The 24805-nt window shown below is 35.1% G+C and carries 19 protein-coding genes and 1 riboswitch; of the genes, 14 read left to right on the top strand and 5 right to left on the bottom strand.

All coding sequences use genetic code 11. From position 1 onward, the window contains the following. Nucleotides 1-150 precede the first annotated feature (150 nt). The 3 genes from L1S34_RS08395 to L1S34_RS08385 all read left to right on the top strand — a co-directional run bounded on the left by L1S34_RS08395 (nt 151) and on the right by L1S34_RS08385 (nt 6102). On the top strand, nt 151-3060 hold the full coding sequence (locus L1S34_RS08395) for an FAD-binding and (Fe-S)-binding domain-containing protein (protein WP_236363637.1): 2910 nt from the start codon (nt 151-153) through the stop codon (nt 3058-3060). 96 nt (nt 3061-3156) lie between these two features. Beyond that, nucleotides 3157-3897, top strand: coding sequence for a hypothetical protein (locus L1S34_RS08390; protein WP_210789443.1), 741 nt, complete (start codon nt 3157-3159; stop codon nt 3895-3897). A gap of 273 nt (nt 3898-4170) precedes the next feature. Then, entirely contained in the window at nt 4171-6102 is a 1932-nt protein-coding gene (locus tag L1S34_RS08385; RefSeq protein WP_236363636.1) for an amino acid permease, read from the top strand. A gap of 142 nt (nt 6103-6244) precedes the next feature. On the opposite strand, the gene L1S34_RS08380 is transcribed toward L1S34_RS08385, so the two are convergent. The 4 genes from L1S34_RS08380 to L1S34_RS08365 are packed head-to-tail and all read right to left on the bottom strand — an operon-like array spanning nt 6245 to nt 12446. Then, nucleotides 6245-7645 (bottom strand): efflux transporter outer membrane subunit, encoded by a 1401-nt coding sequence (locus L1S34_RS08380; RefSeq protein WP_236363635.1) that lies wholly within the window; start codon nt 7643-7645, stop codon nt 6245-6247. Nucleotides 7646-7650: 5 nt separating this feature from the next. Beyond that, nucleotides 7651-10803, bottom strand: a complete 3153-nt coding sequence (locus tag L1S34_RS08375; protein ID WP_236363634.1) for an efflux RND transporter permease subunit — start codon at nt 10801-10803, stop codon at nt 7651-7653. Nucleotides 10804-10827: 24 nt separating this feature from the next. Next, nucleotides 10828-11934 carry an efflux RND transporter periplasmic adaptor subunit gene (locus L1S34_RS08370; RefSeq protein ID WP_236363633.1) on the bottom strand — a complete coding sequence of 369 codons (1107 nt, stop codon included), beginning with the start codon at nt 11932-11934 and terminating at the stop codon, nt 10828-10830. A gap of 20 nt (nt 11935-11954) precedes the next feature. Further along, nucleotides 11955-12446: a GbsR/MarR family transcriptional regulator gene (locus L1S34_RS08365; RefSeq protein ID WP_166134294.1), complete on the bottom strand. Its 492-nt coding sequence runs from the start codon at nt 12444-12446 to the stop codon at nt 11955-11957. Between the two features lie 227 nt (nt 12447-12673). On the opposite strand from L1S34_RS08365, the gene L1S34_RS08360 reads away from it, so the two are divergent. From L1S34_RS08360 to L1S34_RS08315, 10 genes are all read left to right on the top strand, one after another. Beyond that, nucleotides 12674-13468 (top strand): 3-keto-disaccharide hydrolase, encoded by a 795-nt coding sequence (locus L1S34_RS08360; protein WP_236363632.1) that lies wholly within the window; start codon nt 12674-12676, stop codon nt 13466-13468. A gap of 101 nt (nt 13469-13569) precedes the next feature. Next, a complete protein-coding gene (locus L1S34_RS08355) occupies nt 13570-14799 on the top strand; it encodes an HD domain-containing protein (protein ID WP_236363631.1) in 1230 nt (409 codons plus the stop codon). 40 nt (nt 14800-14839) lie between these two features. Beyond that, a complete protein-coding gene (gene lpxD / locus L1S34_RS08350; RefSeq protein ID WP_236363630.1) occupies nt 14840-15883 on the top strand; it encodes a UDP-3-O-(3-hydroxymyristoyl)glucosamine N-acyltransferase in 1044 nt (347 codons plus the stop codon). Next, nucleotides 15876-17264: a bifunctional UDP-3-O-[3-hydroxymyristoyl] N-acetylglucosamine deacetylase/3-hydroxyacyl-ACP dehydratase gene (locus tag L1S34_RS08345; protein WP_236363706.1), complete on the top strand. Its 1389-nt coding sequence runs from the start codon at nt 15876-15878 to the stop codon at nt 17262-17264. The genes lpxD and L1S34_RS08345 overlap by 8 nt, the downstream gene beginning before the upstream one ends. Nucleotides 17265-17333: 69 nt before the next feature. Further along, the gene (gene lpxA, locus L1S34_RS08340; protein WP_236363629.1) at nt 17334-18119 is read left to right on the top strand and encodes an acyl-ACP--UDP-N-acetylglucosamine O-acyltransferase; all 786 of its coding nucleotides are present in this window, start codon (nt 17334-17336) and stop codon (nt 18117-18119) included. 57 nt (nt 18120-18176) lie between these two features. Next, on the top strand, nt 18177-18743 hold the full coding sequence (gene efp, locus L1S34_RS08335; protein ID WP_236363628.1) for an elongation factor P: 567 nt from the start codon (nt 18177-18179) through the stop codon (nt 18741-18743). A gap of 87 nt (nt 18744-18830) precedes the next feature. Next, nucleotides 18831-19760, top strand: a complete 930-nt coding sequence (locus tag L1S34_RS08330) for a UDP-3-O-(3-hydroxymyristoyl)glucosamine N-acyltransferase (protein ID WP_236363627.1) — start codon at nt 18831-18833, stop codon at nt 19758-19760. A gap of 1 nt (nt 19761) precedes the next feature. Then, complete coding sequence (locus L1S34_RS08325; protein WP_166134308.1) at nt 19762-20124, top strand: nuclear transport factor 2 family protein; 363 nt, start codon at nt 19762-19764, stop codon at nt 20122-20124. A gap of 95 nt (nt 20125-20219) precedes the next feature. Then, a complete protein-coding gene (gene sucD / locus L1S34_RS08320; RefSeq protein ID WP_236363626.1) occupies nt 20220-21092 on the top strand; it encodes a succinate--CoA ligase subunit alpha in 873 nt (290 codons plus the stop codon). A 213-nt stretch (nt 21093-21305) separates the two neighbouring features. Further along, complete coding sequence (locus L1S34_RS08315; protein WP_236363625.1) at nt 21306-21728, top strand: hypothetical protein; 423 nt, start codon at nt 21306-21308, stop codon at nt 21726-21728. 49 nt (nt 21729-21777) lie between these two features. Here the strand turns inward: L1S34_RS08315 and L1S34_RS08310 are convergent, their stop codons facing one another. Beyond that, a complete protein-coding gene (locus tag L1S34_RS08310; protein ID WP_236363624.1) occupies nt 21778-22968 on the bottom strand; it encodes a cytochrome-c peroxidase in 1191 nt (396 codons plus the stop codon). Nucleotides 22969-23223: 255 nt separating this feature from the next. Beyond that, a riboswitch (SAM-I-IV-variant riboswitch) is annotated at nt 23224-23320 on the top strand. A 54-nt stretch (nt 23321-23374) separates the two neighbouring features. Between L1S34_RS08310 and L1S34_RS08305 the strand changes: the two genes are divergently transcribed. Further along, nucleotides 23375-24697 carry a Na+/H+ antiporter NhaC family protein gene (locus tag L1S34_RS08305; protein ID WP_236363623.1) on the top strand — a complete coding sequence of 441 codons (1323 nt, stop codon included), beginning with the start codon at nt 23375-23377 and terminating at the stop codon, nt 24695-24697. Nucleotides 24698-24805 lie beyond the last annotated feature (108 nt).

Below are 24805 nucleotides of genomic sequence, written 5' to 3'. Positions count from 1 at the left end.
TTTGGCTTTATTTGAGTTTGCAATTTCTTTGCCAAATCAGCAAGAAGCTATTTTAGGAAGTTGATGCTGGTATAAATTTTTAGAAAAACGGACCACAATTGGCTCTTGATATTTCTATATTTGTGACTCAATTCTCTTTTTACCCAAAACATGTCAATTATTTCACAATTAGAACAATTAGCGCTTGAACTTGATGGAACTTTAGTTTACGATGATTTGCACAAAATATTGTATGCGACGGATGCTTCGGCTTACCGCATTTTTCCTTTGGCTGTCGCTTTTCCAAAAACGGAACAAGATATTGCTCGAATTATAACTTTTGCTGCAAAGCATCAAATTTCGATTACTCCGCGCACCGCAGGAACTTCATTGGCAGGACAAACTGTAGGAAACGGAATAATCGTAGATGTGTCGAAATATTTTACGGCGATTAAAGCTTTTGATGCCGAAGCAAAAACAGTAACAGTGCAACCAGGAGTTATACGTGACGAATTGAATTTGTATCTCAAACCACACGGATTATTTTTTGGTCCCAACACATCAACTTCTAATCGATGCATGATTGGAGGTATGGTAGGAAATAATTCATCAGGAACTACGTCTATTCGATATGGTGTGACTCGCGATAAAATTATCAAGATAAAAGCCATTTTAAGTGATGGTTCAACGGCTGTTTTTGAGTATATTACTACGGCTGAGTTCGAGCAAAAAATGAAAGATTCTACTTTGGAGAGTCAAATTTACCGAACTTTATTTGAGGAACTTTCCAACATAGAGCAGCAACTCGAAATTAAAAGAGAATTCCCAAAACCTGAAATTCACAGACGTAATACGGGCTATGCAGTAGATATTTTGTTGCAATCGGAACTTTTTGGAGGAACAAATTCTCATATCAACGTTGGACAATTACTTTGCGGAAGCGAGGGTACTTTGGCGTTCACAACTGAAGTTACCTTGAAGGTAGATGCATTACCGCCTGCCAATAACGTGATGGTTGTAGCCCATTTTGATTCCGTTCAAGAAAGTCTCGAAGCTGTCGTAACAGCGATGAAACACCATTTGTATACTTGCGAATTAATGGACGACACCATTTTAGATTGTACCAAAACCAACAGAGAACAAGCTAAAAATCGGTTTTTTATTCAAGGTGATCCAAAAGCAGTTTTAATGTTAGAAGTGGCTTCTGAAATCAGTATGGAGGATGCCGAAAAACAAGCCGACGCTTTAATTTTAGATTTACAGCAACAAAATTTCGGCTATGCTTTACCAAAAATTTACGGTGATGATATCAACAAAATAAATGAACTTCGAAAAGCAGGTTTAGGTCTTTTGGGCAGTATTGTTGGCGATGATAAAGCGGCCGATAGTATCGAAGATACTGCAGTAGAATTAAGTGACTTACCCAATTATATAGCTGACTTTTCGGCAATGATGGAACGCCACGGTCAAAGTGCTATTTATTATGCACATGCCGGCGCCGGAGAAATTCACCTTCGACCTGTTTTAAACTTAAAGACAAAAGAAGGTGTGCATCAATTTCGAAATATTGCTACCGAGGTCGCTATTTTGGTTAAAAAATACCGTGGTTCCCTAAGTGGTGAACACGGTGATGGCATTGTACGCGGGGAGTTTTTGCCATTTATGATTGGTGCCAAAAATTACGAGTTACTCAAGCGAATCAAAAAAGCATTTGATCCAAACGGAATCATGAATTCGGGTAAAATAGTTGATGCGTTAAAAATGGACGAGAATTTGCGTGTTGAAGCGGGTAGGGAAGAGCCCAACATTGCGACCATTCAAGATTTTTCAGATAGTATGGGAATTTTGCGCGTTGCCGAAAAATGTAATGGTTCAGGAGATTGTCGCAAATTACCGTCAGCAGGTGGCACTTTATGTCCGAGTTACCGCGCTACTCGAAACGAAAAAGATACTACCAGAGCACGTGCCAATGCGCTCCGAGAATATCTTACACATTCTGAAAAAGAAAATAAATTTGACCATAAAGAATTGTACGAGGTTTTCGAATTGTGCGTGAGCTGTAAGGCTTGCTCTAGCGAGTGTCCTAGTAATGTTGACGTAGCAGCCTTAAAATCTGAATTTTTGTATCAGTACCAAAAAGCAAATGGTTTCTCGATTCGTAACAAAATATTTGCTTACAATGCTAGACTTAATGCCTTGGGAAGTATCACCCCGAAAATTACCAATTGGATTGTTAACTTGCCTTTGGTAAAAAACAAAATGGGCGTTGCCAAAGAACGCACTGTACCACACTTAGCCGCAAACACTTTTAGATCATGGTTAAGTAAGCAAAAAAGAAAGAAAACTGAATTTCCAAATGGAAAATTAGTGTTATTTGTAGATGAATTCACCAATTATTATGATGTGCAAGTTGGCATCGATGCATATGAATTGTTATCGGCATTGGATTACGAAGTGCTTATTGTTGAGCATGAAGAAAGCGGAAGGGCTTTTATTTCCAAAGGTTTTTTAGAACAAGCAAAAGCGATTGCCAATACCAATGTTGCTATTTTTTCAGGATTTATTTCTAATAACTTACCATTAGTTGGTTTAGAACCCTCAGCGATTTTAACTTTTAGAGACGAATATTTACGCTTAGCGGATGCTACAGAAAAAGCCAAAGAAGTGGCTGCACATACGCATACTATCGAAGAGTTTTTTAAACTCGAAATCACCAAAGGAAAAATTTCAGCTAAAAACTTTTCTGATAAAGAAAAACAAGTTAAAATTCATGAGCATTGCCATCAAAAGTCTTTGAGTGCGATTGAAGCAACTTTTGCAATGCTAAATTTACCAAGCAATACAAAGGTAACCATCTATAATTCCGGTTGCTGTGGTATGGCGGGCTCTTTTGGATATGAAAAAGAGCATTATGAAATTAGCATGCAAATGGGCGAGGATACCCTTTTTCCTAAAATCAGAAGTACTGCAACCAACACAACTATTGCAGCAGCAGGAACAAGTTGCAGGCATCAAATTTTTGACGGAACGTTACGCCAAGCCTTGCACCCTGTTTCTATTTTGAGAGATTGTTTGCTTTAAACGAAGAATTGCGTTATGAAATGATGGAATAATTTAACTCAAAGACAACAAATTAAAGGTCAGCGACATAATTTTAAAAAAACCTAGGAATTCAATATGTTTTGGAATAAAAAGAAAAAACCGTCGGTTACAGAAGATGACAAAAAATGGATTGAGGAAAGTTTTATTTTCCTTCGTGAAATTTTGGGCAATGAACACTTCGATAATTTAATAACAATTACTCCAACTAAAAACTTTTATAATTGGACTTTCAAAGGTGATGAAGAAGATGCCGTATTCGTTCTAGAAAGAACAAAAGATTTAATGCAAATAGAAGATTCTAACATTCGAATTGAATACTTTTCTAATCAACCAATAGAAATGAATGATGGAACAATTCTATCTAGTCCAGAAGATATTAATGGACAATGGCAAAGTGCAACTGGAGCATATGAAGAATTTGAAAATGAGAAAATAATTTACATTGAGAAAGAACAACTGAAAAACTCTCTTTCCTTAATTGCTACAATTGCTATTGAATTGTCGCGCTTTATTTTGCTTGGTGAAAACAGAATTGAAGAAAATGATGAATATTTAACTGAATTGACAGCTATAGCATATGGTTTTGGAATTTTTCTAGGTAACTCAAGATTTCAACATACCAAATTCCAAAACATTTCTAATTCAGGTTGGCAAATGAGTTGTCAAGGATATTTACCTGAACAAATAATCGCTTATGCTATGGTCTGGATAAGTCTTCAAAGAAAGGAATCAACCGAATATGAAAAATACTTAAACAAAGAAATGGCAAAATTTTTTACTCAAAATATCGAATATTTACGCACAAACAATCAATAAGGTTGCTAACAGCTACTATAATGTATTTGGGCATTTGTCTTGATGGCAAAATGATTTTGTACTTGGGAAATTTGTGCTCAATTGAAAAATATCTAATCATTAATCCCAAAACCTCGTGTCGGTTCGAAATGTTTAGTTTTTGAAAAAAAAAGAGTAACAAACTATGATAATACAATTAGTTTTATACTTTTGATTTTTGAAGTTATTTTGCAAAATCAATAACACAAAATTGCAAAAATTACAGATTATAAATTTAATTGATAAAAATACAAGATGGCATTAAAGGGCTTATTTAGAAAAAAAACCGTTCAAGATATCTTAAAGCAAGTTGAAAAAAACAATGCCGATGGCCATGCAGCCTTAGGCAAACACTTGACAGCCCGAGATTTGACCGCATTTGGAATTGCAGCAATCGTAGGAGCTGGTATTTTTAGTACGATTGGTAAAGCTAGTGCCGATGGCGGACCTGCCGTAATATTTTTGTTTCTTTTTACTGCAGTTGCCTGTAGTTTTGCTGCATTTGCTTACGCTGAATTTGCATCAATGGTGCCGGTTTCAGGAAGTGCATACACCTATTCGTATGTAGCTTTTGGTGAAATCATCGCTTGGATTATTGGTTGGGCATTGATCATGGAGTATTCTGTGGGAAATATAACAGTGGCCATTTCGTGGAGTGATTACTTTACCGGCTTGCTTCAAAGTGGAGGCATTAACCTGCCACAATGGGTTCAAATGGATTATTTATCAGCTTCTCGTGGATATGATGAAGCCATGGCACTAATGCAAAGTGGTAAAGATTTTGCTAATTTGAGTCCGGCTTTACAAAATGCTCACAATGCTTGGCAAACAGCACCGGTTATTGGTTCGTTTCATTTTGTAGCTGATTTGCCTGCCTTGTTAATCATTGTTTTAATTACAGCTTTGATTTATCGCGGTATGAAAGAGTCGCGTAATGCTAGTAATATCATGGTAGTTGTCAAATTATGCATCGTACTTTTAGTAATTGCTGTAGGTATATTTTATGTAGACACTGCCAATTGGGACCCGTTTGCACCAAATGGTGTTTCTGGAGTTCTAAAAGGAGTTTCAGCAGTATTTTTTGCCTATATTGGATTTGATGCTATTTCTACAACTGCCGAAGAATGTAAGGATCCGCAACGAGATTTACCTCGTGGAATGATGTGGGCAATCATTATTTGTACGCTTTTATACATCGCCATTGCATTGGTTTTAACCGGAATGGTTTCTTACGATTTACTAAATGTAGGCGATCCGTTAGCCTTTGTTTTTGAAAAATTAGATTTGAAATGGATGTCGGGAATTATTGCTGTTAGTGCAGTGGTTGCTATGGCAAGTGTATTGTTGGTTTTTCAAATGGGACAACCTCGTATTTGGATGAGTATGAGTCGTGATGGTTTGTTGCCGAAACGTTTTTCAAAAGTGCATCCAAAATACAAAACACCATCGTACGCAACTATTGTAACTGGATTTGTTGTTGCAGTTCCAGCGCTGTTTTTGAATCTGACTTTAGTTACTGATTTGTGCAGTATTGGTACCTTATTTGCCTTTGTTTTGGTTTGTGCTGGCGTTTTAGTACTTCAAAACAAACCAGATATCCCAAGAGGAAAATTTAAAACTCCGTATGTGAATTCTAAATTTATTATGCCAATTTTATTGTTGATTGGTGTTGTTTATGCTTTTGTGTACAACAAAAAAGCGACGATGGATTTCATTACTAATGAAACTCAGACAAATTCTTCTGCAGCCATTATTACTAGCTTAACCAAAGAAGAAACTACAAAAGTATATGATTATTTAGTTGGTTTAGATGCTAAAAATGCTACTACAGACACTCCAGATTTAGAGCAAATTTTAAATCATTACCAAGATGATGAAGCAAAGTATGCTGAAGTTGTAAAAGGTTTGCCTATTTCAGATGCATTAAAATATGAGTCAGGTTTTAGTTTGTTCAAGCATAAAATTCCAATGTGGATTTTCCTTTTGAGCTTAATAGGACTTACTGTTTGGGCTTTTCGCGCTAATTTATCTTTAATTCCGCTTTTGGGTTTAATTTGCTGCTTGTACATGATGGCAGAATTAAGCGTTTGGAATTGGATTTATTTTGGAGTTTGGTTGCTTTTAGGGTTAGTAATTTACTTCGGCTTTAGCCAAAAAAATAGTAAACTAAATACAGTTTCAGAATAAGAAATTGATTTTATATTTTAAAAATGCTTTACATCAGTAGAGCATTTTTTTTTGGTTATAAGGCAATTATTTTTGGATTTAAAAAAACCGCTAATATTCTTTTTACTAGCGGTTTCAAACCAAACAATTAAATTTTAATATTTTATTTCCAACCTCCGCCTAGTGCTTTATACAATTGGATGATTGCTTTATATTGTTGGAATTTATTGTCTATCAAATTAAGTTCTGCATTTAAAGCGTTGTCTTTTACAGTTAAAACTTCTAGATAATTTGCCAATCCATAAGTAAGAAGCTCGTCAGAATAGTCCGTGGCTTTGTTTAATGCAGTTACTTGTTTTTCTCGAACAGTTAACTTGTAAGTTTCATTGTTATAAATTGCTAGCGCATCCGATACTTCTTTTCCAGCTGTCAATAAGGATTGTTCAAACTGAAGGTAAGCTTTTTCTTGATTGGCCTTTGCAATTTCAAATCTTGTTTTTATTTGGCGTTGGTTAAAAATAGGTTGTGTTAAACCTGTAATCACGTTAGCAAAAATGGAGTTGGCACTGAACCATTCTTTTAAGTCAATACTTTGTAATCCGCCAGCAGCAGTAACTTTGAACGTTGGGTAAAAATTACTTTTTACAATATTAGTTTGCTCAAAATTAGATATCAAATTGTATTCGGCTGCAATAACATCTGGTCGGTTTCGTAGCAATTGTACTGGCGTACCAAGTGTTATAGCCGGTTGTATGCTTTGCGCTTCAAAAGTACCCCTTTCAATTTTATTAGAATTTTGCCCCATCAGAATACTCAAGGTATTTTCTAGAATAATGGTATCATTTTTAAGATCAGCGATGATAATTTCAGTGGCGTATTTCTGAGCTTCTGTTTGTTTTACACCAACCTCGGTAACATTACCTGCTTTTTTTAAGGCAATTATAGTTTCAACACTTTGATTTCGATTAATCAAAGTTTTTTCGGCTAACTTTATTTGTGCATCAATGGCCATTAGTTGGTAGTACGTAGCAGCAATATTTGCGATCAATTGTGTTTTGACCGCTTGATTTGCAGCAGTGCTTTGTAAAAAAGAGGCGTTAGCAGCGCGTTTGTTACTTCTGATTTTGCCCCAAATATCCGCTTCCCAAGATAAATTTCCAGTGAGTTGGTATTGATCAGTGCTACGATCACGCAACAAAGCACCAAATTGGCTATTTCTAGAAAGTTCCTGATGTGTCCAATCTGCAGAGGTTGAAAAAGTAGGATAGAAACCCGCTTTACCTTGTTTCATCGTCGCTTCGGCAGCCGCGATATTTTGCATGGCAATTTTAATATCCAAGTTATTTTCGAGTCCTTTCTGAATGTATTGTTGTAAAATGGCATCTGTAAAAACATTTTTCCATTCCACATCTGCGAGCGAAATCGTATCAGCTGCTACGATTTCATTTCGGTATAAATTTTCAGTTTTTAATTCGGGTCTTTTGTATTCTTTAGCCACAAAACAAGATTGGACTGTGAGGGCTAAAGCGATCAAAAAGATAATTTTATAGCTGTTATTTTTCATTTTTTTTAGTCTAAATTTTGAAAATCTGATTCTGAATGAGTAGTCGGAATTGGCTTGGAACTAATTTTTTCTTGCAAAGTTTGAAAGATGATAAACAACACTGGGATGACAAATACTCCCAACAAAGTTCCGATCAACATACCACCAATTGCTCCTGTTCCAATCGCTTTGTTTCCGACTGCTCCAGCTCCTTGTGCCAACATCAATGGTAATAATCCAAAGATAAAAGCAAACGAAGTCATCAAGATAGGACGTAATCTCGCAACGGCTCCTTGTATGGCAGCTTCTGCAATTGAAAATCCATTTTTTCTTGCTTCTGTTGAAAATTCGATAATCAAAATAGCGTTCTTAGCAAGTAATCCAATTAACATAATCAAGGTAATTTGCAGGTAAATATTATCGCTTACATCAAAAAGAAAGGCGAATAAATACGCTCCAGCCAAACCAATTGGCAATGAAATTAATACTGCAAATGGTAGCATATAACTTTCATATTGTGCGGCTAATAAGAAATACACAAATACTAGACACAATAAGAAAATATACAAGGTTTGTCTACCCGCACTGATTTCCTCACGGGTCATTCCTGAATATTCATAACCATAACCCACAGGTAAACTTTGACTCGCTACTTCTTCAATAGCCTTAATGGCATCACCGGAACTAAAACCATCTTTTGGTGCACCAGTAATTTTTACAGAAGTAAATAAATTAAAACGGTCAATTGCTTGTGGACCAAAGGTTTTTTCTAGCGTAATAAACTGAGAAATTGGTGCCATTTGACCACTATTATTGCGAACCAAAACTTTATTTAATGATTCCGGATCGCTTCTAAATGATGGGTCTGATTGATAGACTACACGGTATTGTTTTCCAAACTTGTTGAAATTAGAAGCATAAACACCACCATAATAACCTTGAAGAGTACTTAAAACATCAGTAACTGTTAAACCAGATTTTTTAATAGCTGGTACATTCAAATCAATTCTGTATTGAGGATAATTTGGCGAAAAAGAAGTTGCAGCATATTTAATTTCGGGTCTTGCATTTAATGCTGCCAAAAATGAATTGTTGACTTGACTTAATTCTTGAATAGTTCCTCCTTTTTGATCTTGTAATTGAAATTCAAATCCATTTGTAAAACCAAAACCGACTAAGGTTGGCCTAGCAAAATACAGTACTTTGGCATCTTTTACAGCAGCAGTACGCTTAAATAATTCTTGTACAATGGCATTGATTTCTTGATTGGCTTCTTTTCGCTCGGCCCAAGGTTTTAATTTTACGATTACCATTCCGTAATTACTTCCAGTTCCACTGATTAAGCTTCGACCAGAAATACGCAGAACACCTTTTATTTCAGGAATATCTTTTACTTTATTTTCAATTTGCAACAAGACTTTCTCAGTGTTTTCTAAAGAAGTTCCCGGTGGCAATGACACATCCGAAAGGATAGCGCCCGTATCCTCTCCGGGTACAAAGGCTTTTGGAGTGACATTCAATAACAACACAAACAGACCCGCAAATAAGGCAATTCCGAGTACTGCAACCCATTTTCTTTTGATGAAAAAAGAAACTGATTTTTTATACTTATTAGTTGTTGCTTCAAACCCAACATTAAACGCGGTGTAAAAACGATTTAAAAAACCAGTTTTCTTTTCGTTATCATGTCCTTTTAAGAAGATTGCACACAAGGCAGGTGATAGTGTTAATGCATTTACAGCAGATAAAACAATAGCCACAGCTAAGGTTAAACCAAATTGTTTGTAAAAAACTCCTGCTGAACCGCTAATAAATGATACCGGAATAAATACCGCCGACATAACTAAAGTTATCGAAATGATTGCACTACTAATATCACTCATGGCGCTGTGCGTTGCTTTTTTAGGATCGTGTTCCCCAGCTTCCATTTTCGCATGTACAGCCTCGACAACTACAATGGCATCATCGACCACAATACCTACAGCGAGTACCAATGCAAAAAGTGTTAATAGGTTTATGGTGAAACCAAATAAGCTCAAGAAAAAGAATGTTCCTACAATGGCAACAGGAACTGAAATAGCAGGAATTAGCGTTGATCTCCAATCTTGTAAAAAGATAAAAACAACAATAAATACCAAGATAAACGCTTCGATTAAGGTATGAATTACTTTTGTAATGGATTCATCTAGAAAATCATTTGCATTAATTAGAGTGGTATAATTTACTCCTTTTGGGAAGTTAACCGAGCTTTCTTCTAAAACTTTCAAGGAGCCTTCAATTACCTCTTGCGCATTCGATCCCGCAGTTTGCGCCACGGCAATCGCTACCGATTGATTGCCATTTGTTAAGGTATTACTGGCGTAGTTTACAGCTCCTAGTTCGATTTTTGCCACATCACCCAATTTTAAAACCTCACCATTTGCTGTAGAACGAATGACGATATTTTCGAATTCTTGGGTATTTTGTAAACGTCCTTTGTACTTTAAGGTATATTGAAACGATTGGTTGCTACTTTCCCCTAACTGTCCGGGTGCTGCTTCGATATTTTGCTCCGCTAATAAAGCAGTAACATCAGAAGGAACCAATCCATAAGCGCCCATTACATCTGGCTTGAGCCAAATACGCATCGAATAATCTTTTTGTCCAAAAATAGTTGCTTCACCCACGCCAGCAACTCTTTTAATTTTTGGCAAAATGTTGATGTTGGCATAGTTTTGTAAAAAGGTCATGTCGTAATCAGGATTTTCACTGTACAAAGAAAAAATCAAGATGTTGTCACTTTGTCTTTTTGATGTGGTAACTCCAGCTCTGGTAACTTCTTGTGGCAATAGAGGTGTAGCTCTTGAAACTCTATTTTGAACGTTTACAGCTGCTAAATCTGGATTTGTACCCAGTTTGAAGTAAATACTAATCGAAGCTGATCCGTCATTGTTTGAAGTAGAGGTCATGTAGGTCATATCCTCGACACCATTAATTTGTTCTTCTAGCGGAATAACCACCGAATTCATTACCACTTCGGCACTTGCACCTTGATAATTTGCTGTAACCGTTACTGTTGGTGGTGCTATTTCTGGGTATTGCGAAACTGGAAGCGAAAGCAATCCTAAAACCCCCAATATCACTATGATAATAGAAATCACAGTTGACAATACTGGTCTGTCAATAAATTTTGAAAACATATGTTTTGATTTTTAAAAAGTCAATTATTTTTTTGCAGGATTGATAATGGAATTAAAATCAACGACTTCGGGCTTTATTAGTGTGCCCTCTGTTACAATTCCTATTCCTTCAATTAGCATTTTATCGTTGGGATTCAATCCGCTATCCACAACAAAAAACTGTCCACCAGGTACTGATCTCACAGTTATTGGAACTGCTTTTACTTTACTTTCTTTGTCCACAATTAATGCAATGCGTTTGTCTTGCATTTCTAAAGTTGCGTTTTGAGGAATGATGATCACATTTTGCAAATCAGTCGGAATTTGAATTACTCCACTTTCGCCAGAGCGCAATAATCGATTTGAATTAGGGAAACTCGCTCGAACATTGAATGAACCAGTTTGCGCATTGGCTTGACCGCTAAAAGTTTCTATTTTACCTTTTTGCTCGTAAGCAATTCCGTTACTTAGGACCAAGTTAACTTTTGGCATTTTGTTGATTTTCTCCTGAAAGGTTTTACCTGCAGCATGCATCATTATATCTAGCTGTTGTTTTTCATTTACTGAAAAGTAGGCATAAATAGTACTTACATCTGAAATGCGTGTGAGTGGTTCTGCAGTTTGACTACTTACATAACTTCCTAATCGTAAAGGCAATGAACCTACAATTCCGTTAACAGGGCTTTTTATAGTAGCATAATTAATGCGGGCTACAATACCTTGATAAATACTTTTGGCATTAGCCAAATTTGCTTTAGCAGTTTCAAGTTGCACATCGCTGATAATATTGCGTTCTACAAGTGGTTTTAGACGGCTAACTTCTACTTGAGCAGCAGTTACTTTCGCTTTTGCGGCAGCGGCCTCCTGATTTGCAGTTTGTGTTTCTAGTTTAAAAAGAAGTTGTCCTTTTTTAACTTCTTGACCTTCTTGCACATAAATTTTTTCAATATAGCCATCTACTTTAGCGCGAATATCAATATCTGTAATTCCTTCTAAACTTGTAGGATATTCAGCTAAAAGGGTTGTGCTACTTGTAGCTATTTGAGCCACTTTGTAGGTTGGTGTAGGAGGTGCAACTTGCTCCGTTTCTTTTTTACAAGAAAGAAAGCTTATGGTTATCAAAAGGGCGCTTATTAAGTATCTCTTTTTCATTGGATTTGGTGTTTCTAAAATTAATTTTTGGAGTTGTTATTGTGATTTTCAATCTCTTTGAATGTCGAAATAGTCTTTAATAAAAGAGATTCTACTTCGTAAACATGATTTTTATATGCTTTTACATTTTGCATGTTACAGCGTTCTTCAACGCACGAGGCTGTTTGTTCTCTATAACCAAGTAATTTATCGATGAGTGTTTTTTCGCTCTCTAATATTTTGACATAATTCTGAAGCCTCTCGCTAAAAGGTGAAGCTTTAAAATATTTTTTTCGATCGCCTGAAAGAGTGTGGTAATTTATTTTACCCATCTTTAGCAGTAAATTTAAATTGGTTGAAATGGAGCTTTTACTAGCAGCCATTTTTGCTATAATTTCTTCAAATGTGAGTCCGTTTTTACAACCATCAACAATTAAGAGTCCTAAAATACGAGAACCCAAAGGCGGTAAATGGTATAAAAGTTCGAAATGAATGCCAAACATTTCAATCAATTCCTCGCGTTCTTTCTGCATAAATTCTGTTATTTTTTTGCAAAATTACAAGTTAGTTCGTAATTCACCGAACTAAGCGAACTTAAATTTATGTTAATTTGAATTCTAATAAACAAGGAGTGCAAAATGAGTGTAATATTTATTTAAAAGCCTAAAAAGTAGCTATGAATCAATTACATTCGAAAAAAATGCTTAATATTGAAAATTGTAATAAAACGATTAACTACTTTTAACTAAACCATACAATTATGAACACAAAAGATTATTCACCATTTATAGTAGCCGCATTTTTAATTGTAGCAACAATTACAACAGCCCAACATAAGTTTGTTAATACTCCTCCAGAAGTTTCGCCTATGCCTATGAAACCTGAAATGACTGAAATTTGGGAGCCACAAGTTCAAGTAGTAACGCCTGCGAAAGTTTTAGGAAACGCTCCTTCGGATGCGATTATCTTATTTGATGGAAAAAATTTAGATCAATGGGTAAGTCAAAAAGATAAAAGTAAAGCTGCGCCATGGAAAATTATCGACAAAGATTACTTGGAAGTAGTTCCTGGTTCTGGCGGTATACAAACTAAAATGTCTTTTGGAGATTGCCAATTACACCTAGAATGGAGTGCTCCAGATGAAGTGCTTGATGGCGGGCAGGCGAGAGGTAATAGTGGTGTTTTTTTTCAAAACCGTTATGAACTCCAGATTTTAGATTCATACAACAATAGAACATACGCTAACGGTCAAGCAGGTAGTATTTACAAAGATCATCCACCTTTGGTTAATGCTGTAAAAACGCCTTTAGAATGGAACGCATACGATATTATTTATACCGCACCAAGATTTAAAGCGGATGGTAAAATTGATGCTCCAGCTCGAATTACGGTTTTCTTGAATGGCGTTTTGGTGCAAAATAATGCGACAATAAATGGACTAACTTTGTACATAGGTTTGCACAATTATCCGTCTGCGCACGGAGAGGACGTGATTTCGCTGCAAGATCATGATTCCAAAAATCAGTTTAGAAATATTTGGCTTCGAAGATTATAACATCAAAATAGAAATGGAGCGCTTGTAACGCTCCATTTTTGTAGGATTTCATTTTTGAAAATGAATTTACTTATATTTGTTGACCTTTAAAAACAAAAAAAGTGACTCTAATTAATAAGAAGAAAATATTTAATGATCCTATTTACGGGTTTATCACTATACCGAATGCACTAATTTATGATCTAATTCAACATCCTTATTTTCAGCGATTGCGTCGCATCTCACAAATGGGTTTGTCGTACTTAGTTTACCCTGGTGCCAACCATACCCGTTTTCATCATGCATTGGGCTGTATGCATTTGATGCAAAAGGCAGTTGATGTACTTCGTTTTAAAGGAGTTGTCATTTCAACTGAAGAGGAAAATGCCCTGTATATTGCTATTTTACTTCATGACATTGGCCACGGTCCATTTTCGCATGCTATGGAAAAAAGTATTGTTGAAGATGTACACCATGAAGAAATTTCTTTGCTATTCATGAATCAGTTAAACATTGAATTCAACGGACAATTAAGCCTTGCAATTCAAGTGTTTAAAGGAGAGTACAACCGTAAATTCATGTTGCAATTGATTTCTAGCCAATTAGATATGGATCGAATGGATTATTTGAAAAGAGACAGTTTTTACTCTGGAGTGGCAGAAGGAAATGTAAATTCGGAGCGTTTGATTCAAATGATGAACGTTGTGGATGATTATTTGGTTATCGAAGAAAAAGGAATTTACTCAGTTGAGAAATTTTTGATGTCCCGAAGATTAATGTATTGGCAAGCGTATTTGCACAAAACGAGTTTGGTAGCCGAACTTATTTTGATGAAAATCTTAAAAAGGGCAAAAGAACTTACGCTAAAAGGCATTGTGCTTCCTTGCAGTGAACCTCTTTTATTTTTTCTGCAAAACAGAGTTTCATTACAAAATTTTGATGCAGCTACTTTAGATTTGTTTTCACAATTGGATGATTTTGATATTATTGGCGCTTTAAAAACATGGCAAAAACAGCCCGATTATATTTTGTCAACTTTAAGTAAAATGATCGTCAACAGGGATTTGTTGAAGATCAAATTGAGTAGCGAAAAAGTAGATTTAGACTATTTACAAGAATTGAAAGAACGATTTTCTAGAGAACATCATATTTCTGTTACAGATACTAACTACTTTATTTTTAGGGGAAAAATCAAAAATCAAGCCTATAGTAAAGAGGCAGAACCTATTCGAATTTTGAAAAAAGATAGCACAGTTGAAGATGTAATTGAATCTTCTGACCAGCTGAATTTAAAATCGTTATCCAAGGCAGTGACCAAGTATTATCTATGTTTCCCAAAACAACTGTTATAAAAACAGCATTTAAAATCTATTTTTTTATATTTTTGTCGCGATGAAATTTACAGCAGAACAAATAGCGGGGATATTAGAAGGAGAGGTAATTGGCAATGCCAATGCCGAGGTTTCTACCTTATCAAAAATTGAAGAAGGAGCAGAAGGTTCTCTTACTTTTTTATCTAATCCGAAGTATCAAAATTATATTTATACCACAAAAGCCTCTATAACAATTGTTAATAAAAGTTTTGTAGCCGATGCTCCTGTTGAGACTACGCTTATAAAGGTAGACGATGCTTATGCTAGTTTTACCAAACTTTTAGAATTTTATAACGAAGTTAAATTAAAGAAGACTGGGATAGAACAGCCCTCATTTATAGCGGAAAACGCAAAATTGGGAACCAATACATATTTAGGAGCCTTCAGTTATATCGGGCAAAATGTTGTTTTAGGTGATAATGTCAAAATTTATCCAAATTGTTTCGTAGGTGATAATGTAGTAATTGGAGACAATTGTGTTGTTTTCGCTGGTGCAAAAATATATTCGGAAACAAGCATAGGAAACAATTGTACGATTCATTCCGGCGCTATCATTGGTGCAGATGGATTCGGTTTTGCTCCAAATCCAGATGGCACTTACACTAAGATTCCTCAAATTGGAAACGTAGTTATTGAAGATAACGTTGATATTGGATCCTGCACTACAATTGATAGGGCAACGATGGGTTCTACAATTATACGTAAAGGAGTAAAATTAGACAATCAAATACAAGTTGCTCACAATGTCGAAATTGGCGAGAATACTGTGATTGCGGCCCAAACAGGCGTAGCAGGATCAACCAAAATTGGTAAAAATTGTATGATTGGTGGTCAAGTGGGTATTTCTGGTCATTTGTCAATTGGCAATAATGTGCGCATTCAGGCACAATCAGGCGTTGGTCGCAATATAAAAGACAATGAAATTTTGCAAGGAAGCCCAACATTTGGATACAATGATTTTAGTAAGTCATACATTCACTTTAAAAACTTACCTAAAATTGTTGCAGAAATTGAAGAATTAAAAAAACAAATATTAAACCAAAAAAATGGAAACAATGGTTAAACAGAAGACCATCAAAACAGAAATCTCACTAACAGGAGTTGGCTTACATACTGGTAAAGAAGTTAAAATGACTTTTAAACCTGCTCCAGTGAATAATGGTTTTACTTTTGTTCGAATAGATCTTGAAGGACAACCCGTTATTGAAGCAGATGCTAATTTTGTAGTAAATACACAAAGAGGTACCAATCTTGAAAAACGCGGTGTACAAATTCAAACTCCTGAACATGTTTTAGCAGCTTTAATTGGTTGCGATTTGGATAACGTTATTATTGAATTGAATGCTTCTGAACTTCCAATCATGGATGGTTCATCAAAATATTTTGTTGAAGCTTTAGAACAAGCAGGTTTTGAAGAGCAAAATGCTAATCGTAATGTTTATGTGGTAAAAGAAGTTATTTCATTTACAGATGAAGCGACGGGCAGTGAAATATTAGTAATGCCTAGCGACCAATATTGTGTTACTGCAATGGTTGATTTTGGTACCAAAATTCTTGGAACTCAAAACGCTAATATGAAAAACATTTCAGAATTTAAATCTGAAATTGCTAATTCAAGAACATTTAGTTTTTTGCATGAACTAGAATCTCTTTTAGAACATGGATTAATAAAAGGAGGCGATTTAAACAACGCTATTGTGTACGTAGATAAAGAAATATCTGCAGCCACAATGGAAAATTTGAAGCGAGCTTTTGGTAAAGATGAAATTTCAGTAAAACCAAATGGTATTTTAGATAATTTGACTTTGCATTATCCAAATGAAGCAGCGCGTCATAAATTGCTTGACGTTGTTGGTGATTTAGCTTTGATAGGAACCCGCATTCAAGGAAAAGTAATTGCAAATAAGCCAGGGCATTTTGTAAACACGCAGTTTGCAAAAAAAATGGCGAAGATTATCAAAATAGAACAACGTAATTACGTACCAGTTTATGATTTGAATCAAGAGCCTTTGATGGATATTCATAAAATCATGGCTGTTTTGCCACATCGTCCACCGTTTTTATTGATTGATCGCATTATTGAAATGTCTGAAAGTCATGTAGTCGGAATGAAAAATGTAACAATGAATGAAAATTTCTTCGTAGGACATTTTCCAGAAGCTCCAGTAATGCCAGGAGTTCTTATTGTAGAAGCTATGGCACAAACAGGCGGAATTTTAGTTTTGAGCACTGTTCCAGATCCAGAAAATTACTTGACGTATTTCATGAAAATTGATAATGTCAAGTTCAAACATAAAGTTTTACCCGGCGATACATTAATCTTTAAGTGTGATTTGATTACACCAATAAGAAGAGGTATTTGCCACATGCAAGCCAATGCTTACGCTAACGGAAAATTAGTAGCTGAAGCAGAATTAATGGCGCAAATTGCAAAAAAACAATAATTTTTTTGTTGATTTGGTTAATCGTTTTTCGGTTAATCGATTAAACAGGTAAACGATTAAATAAAGATTATGAATCAACCACTAGCTTACGTTCACCCTGGTGCTAAAATTGCCAAGAATGTTGTTATAGAGCCTTTTACCACCATACACAACAATGTAGTTATTGGTGATGGAACATGGATTGGATCGAATGTGACCATCATGGAGGGAGCCCGCATCGGAAAAAATTGTAATATTTTTCCAGGCGCAGTTATATCGGCAGTGCCGCAAGATTTAAAGTTTGGAGGCGAAGATTCGCTTGTAATTATTGGCGACAATTGTACAATTAGAGAGTGCGTTACAATAAATAGAGGTACAATTGCTTCAGGTCAAACTGTTATTGGAGACAATTGCTTGATTATGGCAACGGCTCATATTGCGCATGATTGTCACGTTGGTAACAACGCCATTATTGTAAATGGTGTATTATTAGGTGGTCACGTGACTATTGGCAATTACGCTATAATTGGAGGATTGTCAGCTATTCATCAGTTTATTAGTGTGGGTGACCATGCTATGATTTCTGGTGGATCATTGTTGAGAAAAGATGTTCCGCCTTACACAAAAGCAGCAAAAGAACCACTTTCATATGTAGGTATAAATTCTGTTGGTTTAAGAAGACGTGGATTTACCTCTGAAAAAATCAGAGAAATTCAAGAAATCTACCGTATTTTGTATCAAAAGAATTACAATGTAACGCAAGCATTAGGGATCATTGAGGCAGAAATGGAAGCGACTCCAGAACGAGATGAAATTATCGATTTTATTCGAAATTCATCAAGAGGAGTAATGAAAGGCTACTCAGGAAATTATTAAAAATAGAAACAAATATAAACCGCTATTACATTTAAAATAATAGCTAAACATACCAAAATGGCAACTACATCAGATATTAAAAACGGATTGTGCATTAAATACAACAACGATATTTATAAAATTATCGAATTTTTACACGTAAAACCAGGTAAAGGTCCTGCGTTTGTGAGAACTAAATTAAGAAGTTTGACTAACGGGAAAGTATTAGATAATACATTTTCTGCAGGTCATAAAATTGATGAAGTTCGTGTAGAAAATCATAAATTTCAATTTTTGTATCCAGAGGGAGAGCAATTTCACTTCATGAATACAGAAACTTTTGAGCAAATTTCATTGAACAAAAACATTTTAGACTCACCAGATTTACTAAAAGAAGGTGAGAATGTAATGGTAAGTATCAATACCGAAACTGATTTACCTTTATCCGTTGATATGCCAGCTTCAGTAGTTTTAGAAGTAACTTACGCAGAGCCAGGAATTAAAGGAAATACGGCAACGAATGCTACTAAATCTGCAACTGTCGAAACAGGTGCTACTGTAAATGTACCTTTGTTTATCAACGAAGGTGACAAAATTAAAATTGAGACAGCTACGGGTTCTTACATGGAGCGTGTAAAAGAGTAATTAATTTAGGTTTTCTATTTTTTGAAACAAATTTCAAGTTTGATCAAAATAGAAAACCTAATTTGCTTTTTATTAAAGATATATTAGATGAAATTCGAAAAAGTTTACGCTCTACAAGATATAGCCGCAATTATTGGTTGTGAGTATGTTGGTGATGCCAATTTTCCGGTGCAAGGTATGAATGAAATTCATGTCGTTACACCAGGAGATATAGTATTTGTGGACCATCCAAAGTACTATGACAAAGCTTTGCAATCGGCCGCTACAATTGTTTTAATCAATAAAAAAGTAGACTGTCCAGAGGGCAAAGCACTTTTGCTTTCTGATGATCCTTTTCGAGATTTTAATGTATTGACAAAGCATTTTAAACCCTTTCAGGCAACTAATTCTGCTATTGCTCCTTCTGTAAAAATTGGAGAAGGAACTGTAATACAACCCAATTGTTTCATAGGGAATCAAGTTGTAATTGGCAAAAATTGTTTAATTCATCCCAACGTCACTATTTACGACCATACTATAATTGGTGACAATGTGATTATTCATGCAGGAACCATTTTGGGAGCCGATGCTTTTTATTACAAAAAACGTTCAGAAGGTTTTGACCAATTAATCTCCGGAGGTCGCGTTGTGATTGAGGATAATGTTGGTATCGGCGCTTTGTGTACCATTGATAAAGGTGTAACGGGTGATACAACTATTGGCGCAGGCTCAAAGTTAGATAACCAAGTACACGTTGGACACGACACTGTTATTGGTAAAAAATGTTTGATTGCTTCGCAAACCGGAATTGCGGGATGTGTTGTCATTGAAGATGAAGTTACTATTTGGGGACAAGTAGGAACTACCAGCGGGATTACCATAGGCGCAAAAGCTGTAATTATGGGGCAAACGGGAGTTACCAAATCGGTTGAAGGTGGGAAATCCTATTTTGGTACACCAATTGAAGAATCCAGAGAGAAATTGAAACAATTAGCTCACATTAAAAAGATTCCAGAAATTTTAAATAAACTAAAATAATATGTCTGTAAAAGAGATAGTTCAAAAGTTTTATAAGTCGGATGCCTTAATTGATAGTGCGGTCATCAAAGATTTTCTTCACCCAGAAGTGGTAGTGGAGTGGAATAGTAGTAAAGGTTTTGTTGAGCTAGATTACAATGCATTGGTTCAATTATCCGATGAATTAAGTAAAGCTTACGTGCGTTCAAAGGTGCGCATTAGCCATATCTTAGCAGAGAATGATCTGGTGTCTTTACGCTACTCCCATTTTGTAAAAACTATTGAAAATCCTAGAGAGGAGATGTTATTAGCTCATTTTAATGTTATTTGGCAAATTAAAGACAACAAATTATTTCGTGGCTATCAAATGAGTCAATTATCCTAATTTTAGTATCAAAAAACTGCCGAAGCACTAGTAATTAGTGATTACTATTTTATACTTTTGCATAACCATTTTAAAAACTACATAAAAAATATATCATGAGTGTTTTAGTTAATAAAGATTCCAAAATAATTGTTCAAGGTTTTACTGGAAGCGAAGGTACATTCCACGCTTCTCAAATGATTGAATACGGTACAAACGTTGTAGGTGGTGTTACTCCAGGAAAAGGAGGAACAAGTCATTTAGATCGTCCGGTATTTAATACTGTAAAAGATGCTGTTGATCAAGCAGGTGCTGATACAAGTATCATTTTTGTACCACCAGCTTTTGCTGCTGATGCTATTATGGAAGCTGCTGATGCTGGTATTAAAGTAATCATTGCAATTACTGAAGGAATTCCAGTTTCAGATATGATTAAAGCTAATTCTTATGTAAAAGAAAGAAATGCAAGATTAATTGGTCCTAACTGCCCAGGTGTAATTACTCCAGGTGAAGCTAAAGTGGGAATCATGCCAGGTTTTGTGTTTAAAAAAGGTACTGTTGGTATCGTATCTAAATCAGGTACTTTAACTTACGAAGCCGCTGACCAAGTTGTAAAACAAGGATTAGGAATCACTACTGCAATTGGTATTGGTGGAGACCCAATCATTGGAACTACTACAAAAGAAGCAGTTGAATTGTTAATGAATGATCCTGAGACAGAATTAATCATTATGATTGGTGAAATTGGAGGTCAATTAGAAGCTGATGCTGCTAAATGGATAAAAGCGGATGGAAACCGCAAGCCAGTTGTTGGATTCATTGCTGGAGAAACTGCTCCTGCAGGAAGAACAATGGGTCATGCTGGTGCAATTGTTGGAGGATCTGACGATACAGCTGCTGCTAAAAAGCAAATCATGAGAGACAACGGAATTCACGTTGTTGATTCACCAGCTGAAATTGGTAAAAAAGTAAAAGAAATTTTAGGATAATGACCTAAAATATTAATATTATAAAGCCTCACATTTTGTGGGGCTTTTTTTGTTGTAAATTAAATTAAAGAAATATCTTTGCACTTTATTTAAAAAATCTTACATCCAAGGTTTTTTTTTAATAAAAACAAAACACACGAATAGTTTTCAGTGAGCCTCACGATTTTGTGAGATCTTTTTTTGTGAAAATCTATTCCATTAAAAATAACATATATGTACAAAGAATTAGAAAAATTCACGGTTACCAATCAATTTTTATTCAATGCTGAGGATAGTTTAGAGCAAGTTTGTAATGCTTCTGAGGGATCTGGCATATTTTTAGTTTACGCTGTAGGTGACGAGAAAGAATTAATTATGGTGGGTTCAACTGGGACTGTTCAAAATAACGGCGCTTTGAAAATAAAAAATGGCGGTTTATTCGATAAAATTGTAGAAGGTCACCAATTTGCAAAAACAGGAAGAAAATATTCTTGGCCAGCTCAAATGAAAAAAGAAGTTATATCTGCTCTTGAAGTAGTTTGGTATGAGACTTTTAACAATGAAGTGAAATCAATTCCAACTGCTGTAGAAGGTCAAGTATTACAATCATTTTTGGATGAAAACGGAACGCTGCCTAGATGGAATGTTGCTTTCTAATAAATTTCCTTAAAAAATTGAAAGTCCCCAATTAAAGTTGGGGACTTTTTTATTTAAAAGGATTCGACCATTTTGGATCGGTATATACATTAGAGCCTGATAGGGTTTTTATGAAAGCAATCAATGCATCTACTTCGGTGGCTGTCAAATTCAATTTTTGTCCAGATCCGTTTGGACGCAATCTCGGATCTAAATTGGTATTGCCAGGAGCAATTGTAATAGTGCCATAATGGCCAATCACATTTTGCAAAGTAGCTAGATTAGCTGTGTGCATAAATGCTCCATTGGTACTTCCATCTTTTTTGACAGCGTCTCGCAAGGTCGGGGATCTAGTATTTGTAAGATCAATACCATTTGAATTTAGTATTCCAATAATTCCGTTATTACGACTATTGGGGTCAATACTAAATTCAGGTGCTTGATGGCATCCTGCGCAACCTAATCCTCCAGCAGTTCTACTACCACTTGAATCAAATACCGGTGGTGTTAAAAACAGATTTTTTCCTTGATTTTCTTGTACTGTAAAGTTTGGAAAAAGTTGATTTTCAGTAGCTACAAGTGCGCGACCTGTATCATATTTTGCATCGAATGATTGAATGCTTCTAATAAATTGCGCTAAAGCCAATTGAATTTTGTTTTCAGTAATATCTTCTGAACCATAAACAAACTTGAACAATTCTTTATAATATCCGATGTTTTGAAGTTTACTCGTCAGTGTATTAAAATTACCATCGCCCAAAGTACCGCTAAAACCCATTTCAATATGATCTTGAATTGGTTGTGTTGTTTGATTTTCTAAATTACTTGCTCGTTCATTCCAGAAAAATTTACTTTCATTATTAAAACGAGTATTTATCAATCTCATGCTATGTCTACTCGTTAATCCGTTTACACCAGTACTTGCTTGTGCAACATCTCCAAATGCATTGGCTTGAACGTGACAACTTGAACATGAAACTGTATTTGTAGCTGAAAGATTTTTGTCATAAAATAAAACACGTCCCAATGTCGCTCCTTTGTCTGTAATAGGATTGCTTGTTGTATTGTCCTTTGTGATATAAGCAGGTACTACTTGATTAGCATAATTGTCTAATTGACTTAAATTTATTTTCCCTTCAAAGCTTGCTTTTATATTGGGGTAAGCTTCAATTGCAATATAATCAGTTGCGTCGTTAGTATTGCTGCAACTAGCTGTTAAAATACTAGCAGCAATAAATAAGCTATGTTTAAGTAATTTCATTATTTTGTGTTTATAAACTTGATTGTTTTACTATTCAAACCTTTAAAAATGATTTATTATTTAGATTAGACTATCCATGATAAAAATAGTTTAATTTAAATAAATACTTATTTATTATCATAAATTATTGATAATTAAAATTTATTATCTAATATTATTTGCAAAATATTAATAGAAGTATTTTGCTTTTTTAGTGGAAAGTTTGATATTTTTTACCGTTTGCTTAATTATTCGCAAAAAATCAATTACTTTTGCACCCGTTATCACGAATCCTGTAAAGGGATAGCAACCTGCAACAACAAGCAAGGTGCTAAAACGATAAGCCAAATCCTTTGGAAAAAATGTTGTTTACATTCCCAATACCAGCTTTGTTTTTCGTCATAACACTTAATTTAAAATTATTTTTATGACAAATTTTACTAAGGAATCCGGAAATCCGTATGCTTTGATTCCGCTATTTATTTTTATTTTTACTTTTTTGGGTGCTGGTATTTTACTAGATGATTTTTATGCGTTTCCTTCACCAGTAGCAGTATTAGTAGGTATTATTGCTGCATTCATTTTATTTAAAACATCAACTGATGATAAAGTAGATACTTTAATTGCTGGTTGTGGTGATAGTAAAATCATGACAATGTGTTTGATTTATTTGTTTGCTGGTGCTTTTGCCGTGGTGAGTAAAGCCATGGGTGGTGTAGATGCAGTAGTAAATTTAGGGATTAGTACTATTGATGTGGCTTATTTTCCGTTAGGAATTTTCTTGATTGCCTCGTTTTTATCTACTGCTACAGGAACTTCTGTTGGGGCTATTGTAGCAATTGGACCAATTGCGATATCTCTCGCTGATAAAAGTGGTGCTTCTATGCCATTAATTGCTGGCGCTTTATTAGGTGGTTCTATGTTAGGAGATAATTTATCAATGATATCAGACACGACAATAGCCGCTACACAATCTCTTGGTTGTGATTTGAAAGATAAATTTAAGATCAACTTGTTTATTGCACTTCCGGCGGCCATTGTAACTATTTTAATTTTCTTTTATTTGGGTTTTAATTCAGATGTTGTTGCTGTAGATATCGCTAAAAATGATTACTCTTTGTGGGCTATTTTGCCTTATGTTTTAGTAATCGTTCTTGCCGTTGTGGGTGTCAATGTATTTTACACATTATTGCTAGGAACTATAATTGCAGGTTTGATAGGTTTTTACAATGACTCATTTACGGTAATGGAATTTACCCAGAAAATTTATGAAGGCTTTACTAGTATGACCGATATCTTTTTGCTATCTATGCTTACAGGAGGATTAGCTGCTATGGTTGATAAGGCTGGAGGTATTACTTGGGTTTTAAACCAAATCAAAAAAAGAATCAAAAGTAAAAAATCAGCACAAACTGGAATTGGAGTGTTGGTAGGATTTGCCAATTTAGCTATTGCCAATAATACTGTTTCTATTGTAATTACAGGGCCTATTGCAAAGGAAATTAACGATGAATACGGATTGAGCGCTAAAAAATCGGCCACTATTTTAGATATTTTTTCTTGTGTCATTCAGGGAATATTGCCTTATGGAGCTCAAATTTTGTTGATACTGAATTATGCCAATGGCAAATTAGATTTTCTTGATATTTTGAGTAATGCATGGTATCATTTATTTTTACTTGTGTTTACATTGATTGCTATTTATGCTGCTTTTTGGGATAAACTAGCCTACCGTTTTTTGAAGGTATAATTGTAAAAATTATTGTTCATAATCAAGCCTAAATTTTTTTTAAAAAAGGAAATAGTATATATTTGGCAAGTCGTTTTTAGCCCTGATAGCAACGGAAATCCTTTTGGG

The sequence above is a fragment of the Flavobacterium sp. K77 genome, from assembly GCF_021608205.1.
GTDB lineage: Bacteria > Bacteroidota > Bacteroidia > Flavobacteriales > Flavobacteriaceae > Flavobacterium > Flavobacterium turcicum.
The sequence above is the reverse complement of the archived record's forward strand: the minus strand, read 5'-3'. Positions and strand labels throughout refer to the sequence as shown.